This is a genomic window from Streptomyces sp. NPDC037054, assembly GCF_055606745.1.
The window spans coordinates 461,857-477,073 of record NZ_JBVJSJ010000004.1 but is presented as its reverse complement, the minus strand read 5'-3'; the positions used below and the strand labels follow the sequence as shown (position 1 = coordinate 477,073).

The 15,217-nt window shown below is 74.0% G+C and carries 15 protein-coding genes; 9 read left to right on the top strand and 6 right to left on the bottom strand.

The features are described from left to right. Positions 1–891 carry an ectoine hydroxylase gene (gene thpD / locus ACZ7D7_RS13045; RefSeq protein ID WP_470824158.1) on the top strand — a complete coding sequence of 297 codons (891 nt, stop codon included), beginning with the start codon at positions 1–3 and terminating at the stop codon, positions 889–891. Between the two features lie 154 nt (positions 892–1,045). On the opposite strand, the gene ACZ7D7_RS13040 is transcribed toward thpD, so the two are convergent. The 3 genes from ACZ7D7_RS13040 to ACZ7D7_RS13030 all read right to left on the bottom strand — a co-directional run bounded on the left by ACZ7D7_RS13040 (position 1,046) and on the right by ACZ7D7_RS13030 (position 4,294). After that, on the bottom strand, positions 1,046–2,095 hold the full coding sequence (locus tag ACZ7D7_RS13040; protein ID WP_470824157.1) for an aminotransferase class V-fold PLP-dependent enzyme: 1,050 nt from the start codon (positions 2,093–2,095) through the stop codon (positions 1,046–1,048). A 69-nt stretch (positions 2,096–2,164) separates the two neighbouring features. Next, complete coding sequence (locus ACZ7D7_RS13035; protein WP_470824156.1) at positions 2,165–2,707, bottom strand: GNAT family N-acetyltransferase; 543 nt, start codon at positions 2,705–2,707, stop codon at positions 2,165–2,167. Between the two features lie 57 nt (positions 2,708–2,764). Next, on the bottom strand, positions 2,765–4,294 hold the full coding sequence (locus ACZ7D7_RS13030; protein ID WP_470824155.1) for an aldehyde dehydrogenase (NADP(+)): 1,530 nt from the start codon (positions 4,292–4,294) through the stop codon (positions 2,765–2,767). A 152-nt stretch (positions 4,295–4,446) separates the two neighbouring features. On the opposite strand from ACZ7D7_RS13030, the gene ACZ7D7_RS13025 reads away from it, so the two are divergent. The 8 genes from ACZ7D7_RS13025 to ACZ7D7_RS12990 all read left to right on the top strand — a co-directional run bounded on the left by ACZ7D7_RS13025 (position 4,447) and on the right by ACZ7D7_RS12990 (position 11,381). Further along, positions 4,447–5,220 carry an IclR family transcriptional regulator gene (locus ACZ7D7_RS13025; protein ID WP_470824154.1) on the top strand — a complete coding sequence of 258 codons (774 nt, stop codon included), beginning with the start codon at positions 4,447–4,449 and terminating at the stop codon, positions 5,218–5,220. Between the two features lie 3 nt (positions 5,221–5,223). Continuing rightward, positions 5,224–5,697, top strand: coding sequence for a GNAT family N-acetyltransferase (locus tag ACZ7D7_RS13020; RefSeq protein WP_470824153.1), 474 nt, complete (start codon positions 5,224–5,226; stop codon positions 5,695–5,697). A gap of 94 nt (positions 5,698–5,791) precedes the next feature. Continuing rightward, positions 5,792–6,811: a hypothetical protein gene (locus ACZ7D7_RS13015; RefSeq protein ID WP_470824152.1), complete on the top strand. Its 1,020-nt coding sequence runs from the start codon at positions 5,792–5,794 to the stop codon at positions 6,809–6,811. Continuing rightward, entirely contained in the window at positions 6,808–8,055 is a 1,248-nt protein-coding gene (locus ACZ7D7_RS13010; protein WP_470824151.1) for a sensor histidine kinase, read from the top strand. Before ACZ7D7_RS13015 ends, ACZ7D7_RS13010 begins: the two co-directional genes overlap by 4 nt. After that, a complete protein-coding gene (locus ACZ7D7_RS13005; protein ID WP_470824150.1) occupies positions 8,052–8,708 on the top strand; it encodes a response regulator transcription factor in 657 nt (218 codons plus the stop codon). Before ACZ7D7_RS13010 ends, ACZ7D7_RS13005 begins: the two co-directional genes overlap by 4 nt. A gap of 250 nt (positions 8,709–8,958) precedes the next feature. Next, positions 8,959–9,531 carry a SigE family RNA polymerase sigma factor gene (locus tag ACZ7D7_RS13000; RefSeq protein WP_470824148.1) on the top strand — a complete coding sequence of 191 codons (573 nt, stop codon included), beginning with the start codon at positions 8,959–8,961 and terminating at the stop codon, positions 9,529–9,531. After that, complete coding sequence (locus ACZ7D7_RS12995) at positions 9,528–10,430, top strand: hypothetical protein (protein ID WP_470824147.1); 903 nt, start codon at positions 9,528–9,530, stop codon at positions 10,428–10,430. The genes ACZ7D7_RS13000 and ACZ7D7_RS12995 overlap by 4 nt, the downstream gene beginning before the upstream one ends. Before the next feature lie 120 nt (positions 10,431–10,550). Then, positions 10,551–11,381: a pectate lyase gene (locus ACZ7D7_RS12990; protein ID WP_470824146.1), complete on the top strand. Its 831-nt coding sequence runs from the start codon at positions 10,551–10,553 to the stop codon at positions 11,379–11,381. A 96-nt stretch (positions 11,382–11,477) separates the two neighbouring features. Here the strand turns inward: ACZ7D7_RS12990 and ACZ7D7_RS12985 are convergent, their stop codons facing one another. The 3 genes from ACZ7D7_RS12985 to ACZ7D7_RS12975 form a co-directional block, all read right to left on the bottom strand. Beyond that, entirely contained in the window at positions 11,478–12,644 is a 1,167-nt protein-coding gene (locus ACZ7D7_RS12985; RefSeq protein ID WP_470824145.1) for a right-handed parallel beta-helix repeat-containing protein, read from the bottom strand. Positions 12,645–12,772: 128 nt separating this feature from the next. Next, a complete protein-coding gene (locus ACZ7D7_RS12980; RefSeq protein ID WP_470824144.1) occupies positions 12,773–13,951 on the bottom strand; it encodes a dienelactone hydrolase family protein in 1,179 nt (392 codons plus the stop codon). Next, entirely contained in the window at positions 13,926–15,062 is a 1,137-nt protein-coding gene (locus ACZ7D7_RS12975) for a pectinesterase family protein (RefSeq protein ID WP_470824143.1), read from the bottom strand. Before ACZ7D7_RS12975 ends, ACZ7D7_RS12980 begins: the two co-directional genes overlap by 26 nt. Positions 15,063–15,217: the final 155 nt, after the last annotated feature.

Below are 15,217 nucleotides of genomic sequence, written 5' to 3'. Positions count from 1 at the left end.
GTGACCACGACCGTCACCGATCTCTATCCCAGCCGAGGCGCCACCGAGGTGGCCGTCCCGCGCCAGGACCCGGTGGTCTGGGGCGCGCCCGACACGCCGGGGCCGATCACGGCCGCCGACCTCCAGGGGTTCGAACGCGACGGCTTCCTCGCCGTCGACCAGCTCATCACGGACGACGAGGTCGCCGTCTACCGGCAGGAGCTGGAGCGGCTCGTCACCGATCCCGGCATCCGCGCCGACGAACGCTCGATCATCGAGCCGAAGTCGAAGGAGATCCGGTCCGTCTTCGAGGTCCACCGGATCAGCGAGGTGTTCGCGCGGCTCGTCCGCGACGAGCGGGTCGTCGGACGGGCACGGCAGATCCTCGGCTCGGACGTGTACGTCCACCAGTCGCGGATCAACGTGAAGCCGGGCTTCGGTGCCAGCGGCTTCTACTGGCACTCCGACTTCGAGACGTGGCACGCCGAGGACGGCCTGCCGCGGATGCGCACGGTGTCCGTCTCGATCGCGCTGACCGAGAACTACGACACCAACGGCGGGCTCATGATCATGCCGGGGTCGCACAAGACGTTCCTCGGGTGCGCGGGGGCCACGCCGAAGGACAACTACAAGAAGTCGCTGCAGATGCAGGACGCGGGCACGCCGTCCGACGAGGCGCTCACAAAGATGGCGTCGGAGTACGGCATCAAGCTGTTCACCGGCCGGGCCGGCTCGGCGACCTGGTTCGACTGCAACTGCATGCACGGCTCCGGGGACAACATCACGCCGTTCCCGCGCAGCAACGTGTTCATCGTGTTCAACAGCGTCGAGAACACGGCCGTGGAACCGTTCGCGGCACCGGTACGGCGGCCCGAGTTCATCGGGGCCCGGGACTTCACGCCGGTGCGGTGAGCCCTTGCCGGGGGTCCGGGGGTCGCCCCCCGGGCCGGCACAGCATCGGGGCCCGGGACTTCACGCCGGTGCGGTGAGGTCGTAGCGCGAGCGGGCGGGCCGTGTCACCCTCGGGTGGCGCGGCCCGCCCGTTTCGCGTGCTCGGCCTCGCCGCTCAGCCGGACAGCGCGTCCAGCAGGCGGTCGACGTCGGCCGGGGTGTTGTAGAGGTGGAACGCGGCGCGCAGGTTGCCCGCGCGGTCGGAGACCTGGACGCCGGCGCTGCTCAACCCGCACTGCCGGTGGCCGAGTCCGGGCACGGAGACGATCGGCGAGCCCGGCGCCGGGACCGCCTCGTGGCCCAGCCGCGCGAGGCCGGCGCGGAAGCGGTCGGCGAGCGCGAGGTCGTGGGCGCGGATCGCGGACACGCCGAGTTCCTCGACGAGTTCGAGGGAGCGGCGGGCGCCGGCGTAGGAGAACAGGGCGGGGCTCTCATCGAAACGCCGTGCGGAGTGGGCGAGTTCCTCGATCTGGCCGTAGCAGGAGTCCCAGGGGCGCTCCCCCGCCACCCACCCGGCGAACAGCGCGGGCAGCGTGCCGGGGTCCTCCGGCGCGACGAGGAAGGTGACGCCCTTCGGGCTCATCAGCCACTTGAAGGCGACGGCGACGGTGTAGTCGTGGGCGTCCGCGTCGATGTCCAGCCAGCCCGCGGCCTGCGAGGCGTCCACGTAGGTGCGCGCGCCGTGCTCGCGTGCCGCGGCGCGGATCGCGGGCAGGTCGGCGACCCGGCCGTCCGCGGACTGGGCGGCGCTGACGGCGACGAGGGCGGTGCCGGGCCGCACCGACTCGGCGACGCGCTCCAGCGGCACGACGCGCACCTTGAGGTCGCCGCGCACGTGGAAGGGGTTCACCAGGGAGCTGAAGTCGCCGTCGGCGGTGAGGACTTCGGCGCCGGCGGGCAGGGACGCGGCGATCAGCCCGCTGTAGACGGCGACGGAGGCGCCGGCCGCGACGCGGTCGGTGGGCACGCCGGTCAGCCGGGCGAAGGAGGCGCGGGCCGCCTCGACGTCGGCGAACATGTCGGTCGGCTGCCCGTCCGCCGCGGCCCGCACGGCGGTGTGCAGGGCGGCCACGGTGCGGGCGGGCAGCAGGCCGGTGCTGGCGGTGTTGAGGTAGGTGTTCTTCGGTGCGAACTCGGCACGGACCAGGCTCTCGAAGGTCTCCATGCCACCACTCTGACCCCCGGTCGGCCCCAAGTCCATCGCGTATTTCTGAGCGGTTCCGCAAAGCAACGCTTATGTGTCCCGCGTGACCTGGGACCCCGCCGGGCCGTGCGGCCCCCCGCCGAGGCTGAGGCGCAGGGCCAGGTGGTGGTCGCCGGGCGCCGGCAGGTGGTCCGGGTCGGGGAGCCAGCCGCGGCGGCGGTAGAAGTCGCGGGCGCGCAGGTTGCCGACGTGGACGTCGAGCACGGCCGACGTGCGCCCGTCCGTCCGCCACTCCTCCACGCACGCCGCGTGCAGGGCGGTGCCGATGCCGGCTTCCCAGTGCTCGGGGTCGACGTGGAACTGGAACAGCTTGATCGTTTCCGCGGGTGCGCCCCGCGGGGTGCGGTAGGAGGCGACGGCCACGATCCGGCCGTCCCGTACGACGCACAGCACGTGCCCGTCGGGCCGTTCCACGGCACCGCGCCAGGCGGCGGTCCAGTCGGTCCCGTCGTCGGGCGGCCCGTCCGGGTAGTACGTGGCGCGGGCCCGCGCGTGCAGGGCGGCGACGGTCCCGGCCTCGGCGGGCAGCACGGTCCGGATGATCCGCCGCCCGGTTCCACGGTCACTGATCATGAAGGGGAGGACGAGACCGCCGCGGCCTCGGTTCCACGCGGCGGTCCGTCCTCCGGGTCAGCGCTCCAGGCGGCCGTTGAACCTGCGCGGCACGCCGAGCGGGTTGTCGTCGCGCAGCTCCGGCGGCAGCAGGGCCTCCGGGGTGTTCTGGTACGCGACCGGCCGCAGCCAGCGTTCGATGGCCGTGCCGCCGACGGACGTGGACGTGGACGTGGTCGCCGGGTAGGGGCCGCCGTGGTGCTGGGCGGGGGCGACCGCGACGCCCGTCGGCCAGCCGTTGACCAGGACGCGGCCGGCGAGCGGCGTCAGCTCCTCGAGGATCTCGGTGCCGCGGCCCCGGCCCGCCGTCTCCTCGTCGGAGAGGTGGACGGTCGCGGTGAGGTTGCCGGGCAGCCGGGACAGCACGGCCCGGACCTCGGACTCGTCGTCGTAGCGGGCGACGACGGTGACCGGGCCGAAGCACTCCTCCAGCAGCAGGTCGTGCTCGCCCTCGGCGGCCAGCCGGCTCGCGGGGACGGTCAGGAAGCCCGCGCTGACGGTGTGCTCGCCGCCCGCGCCCGGCGTGACCGGGGACTCCACGTCGGGCAGCTGCGCGCGCTCGGCGACGCCGGCCACGAAGTTGTCGCGCATGCGGTGGTCCAGGAGGACACCGGCGTCGGTGTCGCTGACGGCCTCCGTCAGCGACTTCACGAGGCGGTCGCCCGAGGCACCGGACGGGGCGAGCACCAGGCCCGGCTTCACGCAGAACTGGCCGACGCCCAGGGTCATCGAGCCGGCCAGGCCCGCGCCGATCGCCTCGGCGCGCTCGCCGGCCGCGGCCTCGGTGACCACGACGGGGTTCAGGGAGCCGAGTTCGCCGTGGAAGGGGATCGGGACGGGGCGGGCGGCCGCCGCGTCGAAGAGGGCGCGACCGCCGCGCACGGAACCGGTGAAGCCGGCCGCGGCGACCAGCGGGTGCTCGATCAGCTCGATGCCCGCCTCGAAGCCGTGCACCAGGCCGAGCACGGTCTCGGGGACGTCGTGCCGGGCGGCGGCGCGGCGCAGCACCTTGGCGACCAGCTCGGACAGGGCCGGGTGGTCGGGGTGGGCCTTGACGACGACCGGGCAGCCCGCGGCGAGGGCGCTCGCGGTGTCGCCGCCGGCGACGGAGAAGGCGAACGGGAAGTTCGAGGCCGAGTAGACGGCGACGACGCCGAGCGGCACCTTGTAGCGGCGCAGGTCGGGGACCGGCGGGGTCGCGGTGTCGTCGGGGTGGTTGATGACGACGTCGAGGAAGGCGCCCTCGTCCACGATGTCGGCGAAGGCCCGCAGCTGGTAGCAGGTGCGGGCGAGTTCACCGGTCAGCCGGACCGGGCCGAGCGCGGTCTCGGCGTCGGCGGTCTCCACGAGACCGTCCTTCGCCGCCTCCAGCTCGTCGGCGGCCGAGCGCAGGAACGCCGAGCGCACCGCGCGGTCGGCGAGCGCGCCCCGCGCGGCGTGCGCGGCGCGAACGGCGGCGTCCACCTCCTGGGCTGTGGCCTCCACCGCAACCTGTTCACGCTGCTTCCCGGTTCGGGGGTCGACACTCCAGACTGGTGCTGCTGCCACCGCGGATCCCTCCACATTGATTGCCGCATGCAATGCCGCAGTTTATGTACGATCCACCAGGGGCGTTCGATATACTGAACGCTGTCTCTGATGATGAATGCTGTTCGGAGACTATATCTCCAGGTGCTCGTCGAACGAAGGGGTCAACGGCGATGTCGGCAGGCGAGACGGGCGGCGGGGCGCAGGTCAAGTCCGCGGTGCGGACGGTGGAGCTGCTCGAATACTTCGCGGGCCGGCCCGGGATGCACTCCCTCGCGGCGGTCCAGGAGGCCGTGGGCTATCCCAAGTCCAGCCTCTACATGCTGCTGCGCACCCTCGTCGAACTGGGCTGGGTGGAGACCGACGCGACGGGCACGCGCTACGGCATCGGCGTGCGGGCCCTGCTGGTCGGCACCTCGTACATCGACGGCGACGAGGTCGTCGCGGCGGCCCGGCCCACGCTGGACCGGCTCTCCGACGACACCACGGAGACCATCCACCTGGCCCGCCTCGACGGCACCAACGTCGTCTACCTCGCCACCCGGCAGTCGCAGCACTACCTGCGCCCCTTCACGCGCGTGGGCCGCCGGCTGCCCGCCCACTCCACGTCGCTGGGCAAGGCGATCCTGGCCACGTACGCGGACGAGCAGGTCCGCAAGATGCTCCCCGAGACGCTGCCCGCGCTGACCGAGAACACCATCACCGACCGGGAGAAGCTCATCGAGGAACTGCACCAGGTGCGGGAGCAGGGCTTCGCCGTGGACCGCGAGGAGAACACGCTGGGCCTGCGCTGCTTCGGCGTCGCGATCCCCTACCGCACCCCGGCCCGGGACGCCATCAGCTGCTCGGTGCCGGTGGCGCGGCTGACGCCGGCGCACGAACAGCTGGTGAAGGACGCGCTGTTCGACGCGCGCGACCGCCTCACGCTCGCCACCCGGAGGCTCTGACCCGTGGACATCGCGATCCGTACCGTGCACGACAGCGACCTGCCCGTGTTCTTCCGGCAGTTGAACGACCCCGAGTCGCTGCGGATGGCCGCCTTCACCCCCGAGGACCCCTCCGACCGGGACGCCTTCGAGGCCCGCTGGAAGCGGATCCGCGCCGCGGCCGACGTGGTCGCGCGCACGGTGCTGGCCGACGGGGACGTGGTGGGCAACGCGGCGGTCTACGGACCGCCCGGCGAACGCGAGGTCACCTACTGGGTCGACCGGGCGTACTGGGGGCAGGGCATCGCGACCGCCGCGCTGCGGGCGCTGCTGGCCGAGGTGCCGGACCGCCCGCTGTACGCGCGTGCGGCGGCGGACAACGCGGGCTCCCTGCGCGTACTGGAGAAGTGCGGCTTCCGCCGGTCCGCGACGGCGTCGGACTACGCGCCCGCGCGGGGCACCGAGATCGACGAGGTCGTCCTGCGGCTGGACGACTGAGCGGCGAGGACGACGCCGGTCTCCCCCGCGCGGCGGAGGCGGATCGTCGGTGTGCAGGAGGTGCCGGGCGCGGCCCGCGCGGGAGGGTGGACGCATGACGCAGTCACTCGCCCCCGCCCCGGCCCGCGCCGCCGGTGACCTCGCCCTCCCCCGCTCCAGCAGGCTGCTGCGCGTCGTCGCGATCCTGTCCTGCCTGCCGTACCTCTCCCTGAAGATCGCCTGGGTCGCCGGCAGTGAGATCGGTGTCCCGGCGGGCAGTCCACTGCTGGAGAACCGCACGAGCCTGGTGGTCGCCAACCTCCTCACCGTGCTGATGGACAGCGCGGTGATCGTGCTGGCGCTGCTGCTCACGCGGCCGTGGGGGCGGCGGGTGCCCGCCTGGCTGCTGGCGCTCCCGATGTGGGCCGCCACCGGGCTGCTCGCGCCGATCATGGCCGGGTTCCCGCTCCAGCTGCTGGCGTCGGCGCTCGGCGGCGGCCCCGTCGGCACGGACGGCGACACGGGCGAACCCTTCCTGGACGCCTGGGTGTTCGGCGTCGTCTACGGCGGCTTCATCGTGCAGGGCCTCGCCCTGGGCGCGCTGTTCGTGCGCTACGCCGCCGACCGGTGGGGCCACCTGTGGCAGGGCCGGGTGTGGGACCTGCCCACCGGGATCATGGGCCCGGCGCAGCGGGCCACCGCGGTCGCCGCCGCCGTGCTCGCCCTGTTCCCGCTCGCGCTGCGGCTGCTGTGGGCGTGCGGCGGCACGACCGGGCTGAGCGACGGCGTGATCGCGGAACGCGGCAGCGACTTCCACGTGCTGGAGGCCCTGTACGTCGTCTTCATCCTGGTGGCGGTCGGCGCCGGGGTCCTGCTCGCCTTCCGGCGCGGCCGGGCGCTGCCGGTGCGGGTGCCGCTGGCGCTCGCGTGGGTCTGCTCCGGGGCCGTGGCCTGCTGGGGCGGCTGGATGGGGGCCGCGTCCCTGGTGCCCTCGGACGATCCGGCCGACCGGCCCACGCAGCTGATGTACCTCGCCTACGCTGGCCAGATGATCGTCGGCCTGCTCGTCGCCACCGTCGGCGCGCACTACCTCGCGAAGCGGTCCGCCACGGCCGCCGAGCGACCGGCGGCGTGACGGGCTTCGCCCGGCCGCTGTTCGGCAGGCGGGCGCGCCGGCGGTGGATCCACCTGATCCTCGGCGGCGCGCTCGCCATGCCGTACGTCCTCGTGGGCGAGCTCGTCCTCGGCCAGTCCACCGACGGGATCCTCGGGCCGATGCCGCTGGCCGCGTTCGCCGTGGGCCTGCCGCTGGCCGCCGTGACGGCGCTGTTCCCGCTGACCCGGCCGCTGGAGGCCGGCGCCGTGCGCTGGCTGTGCGGCATCGACCACGAACGGCTGGCGTACGGTCCCGCCCGCGGCCGGGGCGAGAAGGCCCGTACGGCCCTGTTCTTCACGCTGCACCTGGGGTTTGGCGGGATCGTCGCGGGGATGACGCTGGCCGTGCCGCCGCTCGGGGCGCTGCTGATCGCGCTGCCGTTCTTCGTCGTCGTGCGGGGCAGCCGGCTCGGGCTGCCCGAGATGTTCGACGACGCGTGGCTGCTCGCGCTGTGCCCGGTGCTCGGGGTGGCGGTGCTGCTGGCGCTGGCGTGCTGCGCGGCCGGGAGCGGGGCGCTGCTGGCCCGGTGGGCTCCGGCGCTGCTCGGGCCGAGCGCCGAGGACCGGCTGGCGGCGGCCGAGGCGCGCGCCGCGGACCTGGCCGTGCGCAACCGGCTCGCCCGCGAACTGCACGACTCCGTCGGCCACGCGCTGAGCGCGGTCATGCTCCAGGCGAGCGCGGCCCGCCGGGTCCTGGACGCCGACCCGGAGTTCGCCCGGGAGGCCCTCGCCGCGATCGAGGACACCACCCGGCGCACCGTCGGCGAACTCGACGCCGTCCTCGGTGTGCTGAGGGACGGCGACGCCCCGGGCACGGCGCCCGCGCCCACCCTGGAGTCCGACCTGGACGGGCTGCTGCGCCGCACCCGGGCGGGCGGCCCGCGCGTGACGGCGACGGTCACCACCGGGGCCGGGGCGCTGCCGCCGCTGGTGTCCCGGGAGGCGTACCGCATCGTGCAGGAGGGCCTGAGCAACGCGCTGCGGCACGCCGGTGAGCAGGTCGCCGTGGACCTGAGGGTGGAGCTCGCCGACGACCATCTGGAGATCACCGTCACCAACCCCCTCGGCGCCGCCGCCGGTACCCCCGTCGCCCGCCCCGGCGGCGGTCACGGGCTGCGCGGCATCGCCGACCGGGCGCGGCTGCTGGGCGGCACCGCCCGCGCGGGCGCGGAGGAGGGGCTGTGGCGGCTGCACGTACGCCTGCCGATGAAGGGACCCGCATGAGCCGCCCGCCCCTGAGGATCGTCCTCGCCGACGACGAGCGCATGGTGCGCACCGCGCTGCGCGCCATCCTCTCCGCCGAGCCGGACCTGGAGGTCGTCGGGGAGGCCGCGTCCGGCGCCGAGGCGGTGTCCGTCGTGCGCGAGGCGCGGCCCGACGTGGTCCTCATGGACGTCCGGATGCCCGGGACGGACGGCATCCGCGCCACGGAGCAGATCCTGGCGACGATGGACGACCCGCCCCGGATCGTCGTCGTGACCACCTTCGAGAACGACTCGTACGTGTACGACGCGCTGCGCGCCGGTGCCGCCGGTTTCCTGCTGAAGCGGGCCGACGCCGACGAACTCGTGGGCGCCGTGCGGCTGGTGGCGCGCAGCGACAGCCTGCTGTTCCCGGCGGCCGTGCGGGCGCTGGCCACCGAGCACGCGCGCGCGAAGCCCGCGCCGCCGCCCTGGGTGGCGCGGCTCACCGCGCGCGAGAGCGAGGTGCTGCGGCTGATGGCGGGCGGGCTGACCAACGCGGAGATCGCGCGGCGCATGACCGTCGGGCCGGCCACCGTGAAGACGCACGTGGCGTCGGTGCTGGCGAAGACGGGCACCCGGGACCGCACCCAGGCGGTGATCGCCGCGTACGAGGCGGGCTTCGTGAGCAACTGAGGGGCGCGCCGCGGGCCAAATTTCCCCGGTGTCGAACCACTTGCGGGTCTCCTCCGTGTACCGGTTCAGGGTCGACGGGTCATACGGTGTTCGATCCCCCGTACGAACACGTGCGGGGGCACTGCTACGCTCCGGATCTCGTCCGGGCCCTGTTCCGGATCTTCACATGTCATACGCATGACACGCTGGCACGCATGACACGCGCAGGCATCCGCCGGGTGCCGAAGACCACCGCGAGGAGAGGTCGCCCGTGGGCACTGTCGTCGACGACGCCGCCTCCGCGGAGTTCCATGCCTTCTTCGAGCGCCACTACGCCGAACTGTCCCGCCTCGCCTTCCTGTTGACCGGTGAGTCCGACACCGCCGACGACCTCGCGGCCGACGCCCTGCTGGCGCTGTGGCACCGCTGGGACCGGGTGCGTGCCGCGGACCATCCGGTGGCGTACGCGCGCGGCGTCGTGGCCAACCTGGCCCGCACCCGGATCCGCGGCGCGGTCCGGGAGCGGCGGCGCATCGCCCTGTTCTGGTCGCAGCGCGAGGAGAGGACCGAGAACCCGGACGTCGCCGGCGTCGTCGACGTGCAGGAGGCGCTGCGCCGGCTGCCGTTCCGCAAACGTGCCTGCGTGGTGCTGCGGCACGCGTTCGACCTGTCCGAGAAGGACACCGCGCTGGCCCTCGGGATATCGGTGGGTACGGTTAAGAGCCAGACGTCGAAGGGCATGGCCGAGCTGCAGCGACTGCTCGGCACCCGGCAGGCTCCGCTGCGGAAGGTGCACGCGGCGGCGCTGTCGCGCACCGGCGAGGCCGGAGGAAGGGACCGATGACCATGCAGCGGGACGTGCACGACGAGCTGCGCGCCCGGCTGCACGACGCGGCCGGGGCACACGAACCGGACCGGGCGCGGATGCTGGCCCGGGTGGAGCGCGGCATGGCCGGTCCCGCCCGGCCCGAGCGCCGGGCGACCCGTCCGCCGGTGTACGGCTGGGTGCGGGTGGTCGCGGCGACGGCCGCGGTCGCGGGTGTGCTCGGCGTGGGCGGTTACGCGGTGGCGTCCGCGGTGAAGGACGACGCGCCGCCGCAGACGGTCGCGGTCTCGCCGACTCCGACGCCGTCGCCGGACGCGACGAGCCGGGCGCCCGTGCCGCCGGTGGAGCCCGGGCCGAGCGGCGCGCCGACGACCGGGAAGCCGGAACGGCCCGCCACGCGCCCGCCGTCCCCGCCCGCCACGAAGTCCGCGCCGGCCGCGGTCGGTTCGGGGGCGGACGTGGAGAACGGGCCGCTGTGGTCGGACGGTTCCGTCGACCCGCACAGCAACGAGTTCTGGGCGCAGAGCAACGTCACGCTGAGGACCAGCGAGGAACTGACCGCGCTCACCGTGCAGTTGCGGATCGCGCAGACCGGCGGGGTGACCTCGACGGGCGCGTGGCGGTCGCTGCCGGAGGGCGACTTCACGCTGACGGTCGGGGAGCGGGACGGCTTCCTCGTCTACACCTGGACGCTCAAGGAGGGCCGCAGGGTCCCGGCGGGCGAGTGGGTGTTCGCGGGGCAGTACGACCACGAGCGCGGCGGGCGCGACGCGGGCGGCGACTCCTACGGTGCGGCGGCCACGGCAGGCTCCGAAAAGGTGTCGGTGGGCGGCGACTTCGCGCCCCGCGGCGGCGAGAACGGCGCCGACGCGAGCACCGGCGAGAGCGCGGACGAGAGCGCGGACGGCGGCTCGTAGGGGCCACCGGCGGCGACGCGCGGAAGTGACGCGCGAAAAGTTCCGGGAAACGCGGCAACCCTTCCCGCGTGGGCGGCGACCAAGGAGCGAAAGATCCCCCCTCCCACGCAAGGAATGGGCATGACTGCACGAGCTGAACAGCGCGTCCGCCACCGCCGCCGGGTCACCAAGCGACGGGCGGTCATCGCCGGCGCCGCCGCCCTCGGCATCACCGGCGCGGCCCTCGTCACGACGACGATGCTGTCCACCGCCGGTGCGGCGGCGGCCTGGCCGACGGCCAAGGGCAGCCAGGCCGTGCCGTCCACGATCAAGGTGTCCGGCACCTACGACGGTGGGCTGAAGAAGTTCTACGGTTCCGGCGCCCTGGGCGGCGGAGGCCAGGAAGAGGGCCAGGACCCCGTCTTCCAGCTGGCCGACGGCGCGACCCTGAAGAACGTCATCATCGGCACCCCGGCGGCGGACGGCGTCCACTGCCTGGGCAGCTGCACCCTGCAGAACGTGTGGTGGCTGGACGTCGGCGAGGACGCGGCCAGCTTCAAGGGCAAGTCGGCGAACTCCGTCTACACGGTGTACGGCGGCGGCGCGAGGAACGCCTCCGACAAGGTGCTGCAGTTCAACGGCGCCGGGAAGCTGGTCGTCACCAAGTTCCAGGTCGAGAACTTCGGCAAGCTGGTGCGGTCCTGCGGCAACTGCTCCACGCAGTACAAGCGGACCATCATCATCAACGACGTCGACATCACGGCGCCCGGCAAGTCACTCGCGGGCATCAACCAGAACTACGGCGACACGGCCGCGCTGCGCAACGTCCGCATCCACGGCGACAGCGGCAAGAAGATCAAGACGTGCGTGCGCTACCAGGGCAACAACACGGGTGCCGAGCCGAAGGAGCTCGGCTCGGGCCCGGACGGCACGTACTGCCGCTTCACCGCCGCGGACGTCACCTACAAGTGACACCCCCGGTCCGCCGGATGGAGCCCTCACTCGTCCGGCGCACGGAGCGCCCCACCGGTGACGACCGGTGGGGCGCTCCCCCATGCGGTCGGTGCGTCACCGGCTCATGGTCGCGCCGAGCGTCGCGGAGCCCGTCGTGAGGAAGGCCGTCGCGGGCAGCGAGCCGTCCGCCCGGCGCGGGCCCCTGGCGGTGGCCGGGTCGGTCGACCGGAGGGCCGGGGTGGCGACTCCCGCGTCCCAGTTGTTGCCGGACGAGACCGTGGACGGGCCGAGTTCGGCGCGTCCCGCCTCGTTGCCGAGGGCGAGGTTCCCCCAGAGGCGGCCCCTGCCGGTGGCGAAGTGGTAGCCGCTGCGGGCGTTGGCGTACGCGGTGGTGCGGTCGAGGCGCACGGCACCGGTGTTGGTGTGCGCGGAGAAGCCGTGCAGGGCGTTGTCCCAGGCCGCGCTGTGGGTGACGTGGTGGGCGGCCGCGGCGCCTCCGCCGCCGAGTTCGAAGCCGTTGCCCCGGCCCTGGATTCCGCTGCCCCGGCCCTCGGATCCGCCGCCCCGGCCGTTGCCGTGGGCCCAGGAGTGCTCGATCGTGACCGGCGAGGAGAACTGCCACAGGTCGAGGCCGTCGTCGGAGTTGTCGGACAGCCGGGCGCCGGTGATGCGGTTGCCGGTGCCGGAGCCGAACGTGACGGCGATGCCGTCGGCGTTCTGCCCGTGCCCCGCGCGGTCGTGGTTGCCGTGACTGTCCAGGTTCTGCACGAGGTTGTCCGTGGTGCCGTCGCCGCGCAGGGTGAAGCCGGTGTCGCCGTTGTGCGCGGTGACGAGGTTCTTGAAGACGCCGCCGGTGGAGGACGTGGCGACGAAGCCCTGGGCCGGGGAGTTCCGGAAGGTGAGGTCCTGGACGGTCCAGTGGTCGCCGCGGATCGCGGCCAGCCAGGAGCCGTCGGGCAGTTCGGAGCCGTCGATCACGACCCGCTCGCCGGGGCGCGCCCGCAGCGTGATCCGGGCCGAAGGGGTGCCGTTCGCGGCGGACTCCAGGGTGGCGGACGGACGGTAGGTGCCGGCGCGGACCTCGATGGTGGTGCCGGCGGACGCGTTCGTGACGGCCGCCTCCAGCTGGGCGGTCGTGGTGACGGTGAGCGTCGTCGCGGCGGCCCGGGCGCCGTCGTCGGACAGACCGAGGTGGACGCCGACAGCCCCGGAGGCCAGGGCGATCGCGGCGGCGACGGAGAGGGTGCGGGTCCCGCGGTGACGTCCGGTGCTGTGCGGCACGGGGCGTTCCTTTCCTGGGTGACGGGTGGGGGACCGGGCCGAGGGCCCCTCCCGCCCCGTGTCCGCCTACCCGTCGCCGCCGCGCCCGCGTTGGTTGCCGGGCGGCCGCGAAAAATACCGAAACCCTTTCACACCACCGTGTCGAGCCAGCCGAACACCTCGTCCTGCATCGGTGCCGTGAAGACGTGCCCGAGGCCCGGCCACACCTCCGTGCGGAGCCGGTCCCCGGCGCGCAGGGAACGCCAGACGGCGCGCATCCTGTCGTGCGCCACGCGGACCCCCTCGGCGGTGAACAGGGTGTCCTGCGCGCCGCCGAGGACGTACATGGGGCGCGGCGCGGCGATGCTCGCCACGTCGGGAATGTCGAGGTGGCGGGCGAGGCCGGGGTGGAGCATGTAGTACGACGACTGCCCGCGCAGCGTGTTGTTGCCGAGCACCATCATCTCCTTCAGCCCGGTCATCCAGCACACGCTCGCCGTCGCAGCCACGTGGTCGCTGAGCGCGGCCGTCTGCCAGGCGCGGTAGCCGCCCATGGAGAAGCCGACGGCGGCGACGCGGCGGGCGTCCACCCGGTCGAGGCCGGCGAGGAATCCGGCGGCGCGGGCGTCCTCGCGGGCCGTGAGTCCGGCGAGCGAGGAGCCGAGGTTGAGGAAGTTGGAGGCGAGGGCCTGCTGCTGCTCGTAGGTGACCGGGCCGCGGTCGGACCAGCCGAGGGCGTCCAGGCAGAGCACGACGTAGCCGCGCCGGGCGAGTTCGTCACCGACGAAGCGTCCGCCGAAGTACCGGTCCGCCCAGGCCCGCGCGGAGGCCAGCCGGGTGTCGTCGTACCAGGGGCGGACGAGTTTCTCCTTGCCGATGTCGAACTTCGCGCCGTGGTCGTGCAGCAGGAGCACCGCCGGGAAGGGCCCGGTGCCGTGCGGGGTGAGCAGGGCGCCGCGGACGCGTTCGTACCGGGTCAGGGACACGGTGACGAGTTCGCGCGTGCAGCCGTCGCCGTCGGCGCGGTGGGTGAACTCCGGGGCGTACGGCACGCCGTGCTGCCGGTCGACGAGGAGGTGTTCCTCCACCTTGGCGCGGGCGGCGCGGCGCCACGCCCCGAAGTCGCGGACCGGGGAGGTGCCCCAGGCGAGCGGGAAGTCCAGCTCGTCCTTGAGTGCCTGGTGGAAGTCGGGCAGGTTGCCGCCGACGAGTTCGGCGGCCTGTGCTCCGGAGCCGCCGCCCGGCCCCGCGAGGAACGCCGCCGCGGCGGCTCCCGTCACGAAGGTGCGGCGGCCCAGGGCGTCACGGCCGGTCGGGACGCTGGCCACGCGGCCTCCAGTCGCCGAGGTAGGCGGCGGGGGTGTGGGACGCGGCCTGCTCGGCGCTCAGCCGGGGCCGGTTCTCGGGGACGGTGATCTCGGCGCCGGGCCCCCAGTTGCGGTACTCGGCGAAGCGCTGCGCCTGCCACGGGTAGGCGTCCGACATGTTGGCGTAGGGCGCCGCGGCGTCGATGCCCGCGTCGAGCACGCTGTCCCGGACGGTGAGCATGGGGCGGGCGGTGCGGTCGGAGCTGGGCACCCAGGGGCGGGCCAGCTTGTAGTGGGCGTCCGGGGCCTCGCTGCTGATCCTGCTGTTCGTGACGAGGTAGCCGCGCGGGTTGGCGCCCGCCGTGGACGGCGCGAACACGAAGCCGTACGGGGCGCCGGACAGATCGGTGCGGTTCAGGGTGCGGAAGTGGCAGTGCTCGAAGACGGCGGTGGCCCGGCCGAAGACGAAGTCGACGTCGCCCTCGGCATAGCAGTGCGAGAAGTACTGGCGGGCGAACACGCTCAGGGAGTTCGTGTCGGCGTACAGGGTGTCCTGGTGGCCGAGGAAGCGGCAGTGGTGGAAGGCGGAGCGATCGCCCGTCACCTTGATGGCGACGGCCTGGGTACCGGTGACGCCCGGGTGGTCGGCGCGCAGCCAGTCGTTGGCGAAGGTGACGCGGTGGGCGGTGAATCCGTCGGCCCGGACGGTGGTGGTGGCGGAGCCGGTGGTGCCGTAGGTGCCGGAGCCGTCGGGCTTGGGGGTGCCGGCCGCGTTGTCGTACACGACGACGACGTCTCGCGGGCCGTCCCCGGCGCCGAGCCAGGTCATCCCGGTGCGGGTGGCGTCGACGGAGACGGTCTCGCGGTAGGTGCCGGGCGCGATGACCAGCGTGCGGCCGTGGCCGGTGGCGGCGTTCACGGCGGCCTGCACGGAGGTGAAGTCGCCCCGGCCGTGCGGGTCGACGTACAGGGTGCCCGGGGTGAGGCGGGCGGCCGGTGAGCCGTACCGGCCGAACGGGCCGGGGCGGGCGGCGGCGGAGGCGGTGCCGGGCGCGAGACCGAGCGCGGCACCGGCCGCGGCGGTCGCGAGCAGGAACCCTCTTCTGGACGGGGTGGGCTGGGGCGAGGGCATGCGGGTGCTCCTTGCGGTGCGGCTCGTGCGGGTGGGTCTGCGGGGGCAGGGGGCAGGGCTTGGGGGTACTTCCTCGCCGTGGGGGGTGGTGGTGCGGGGCCGGGGCGGGCGCAGCCCTGCTGGGGTTGCGGTGCGGGCCGCCCCGGCCGGTTCGG

Bases quoted from the DNA above. Each gene is read 5' to 3' on its own strand.
- ACZ7D7_RS13035 (WP_470824156.1), bottom strand. From the start codon at position 2,707: ATGATCAGTGACCGTGGAACCGGGCGGCGGATCATCCGGACCGTGCTG.
- ACZ7D7_RS13025 (WP_470824154.1), top strand. From the start codon at position 4,447: ATGTCGGCAGGCGAGACGGGCGGCGGGGCGCAGGTCAAGTCCGCGGTG.
- ACZ7D7_RS12995 (WP_470824147.1), top strand. From the start codon at position 9,528: ATGACCATGCAGCGGGACGTGCACGACGAGCTGCGCGCCCGGCTGCAC.
- ACZ7D7_RS12990 (WP_470824146.1), top strand. From the start codon at position 10,551: ATGACTGCACGAGCTGAACAGCGCGTCCGCCACCGCCGCCGGGTCACC.
- ACZ7D7_RS13040 (WP_470824157.1), bottom strand. From the start codon at position 2,095: ATGGAGACCTTCGAGAGCCTGGTCCGTGCCGAGTTCGCACCGAAGAAC.
- ACZ7D7_RS13015 (WP_470824152.1), top strand. From the start codon at position 5,792: ATGACGCAGTCACTCGCCCCCGCCCCGGCCCGCGCCGCCGGTGACCTC.
- ACZ7D7_RS13005 (WP_470824150.1), top strand. From the start codon at position 8,052: ATGAGCCGCCCGCCCCTGAGGATCGTCCTCGCCGACGACGAGCGCATG.
- ACZ7D7_RS12975 (WP_470824143.1), bottom strand. From the start codon at position 15,062: ATGCCCTCGCCCCAGCCCACCCCGTCCAGAAGAGGGTTCCTGCTCGCG.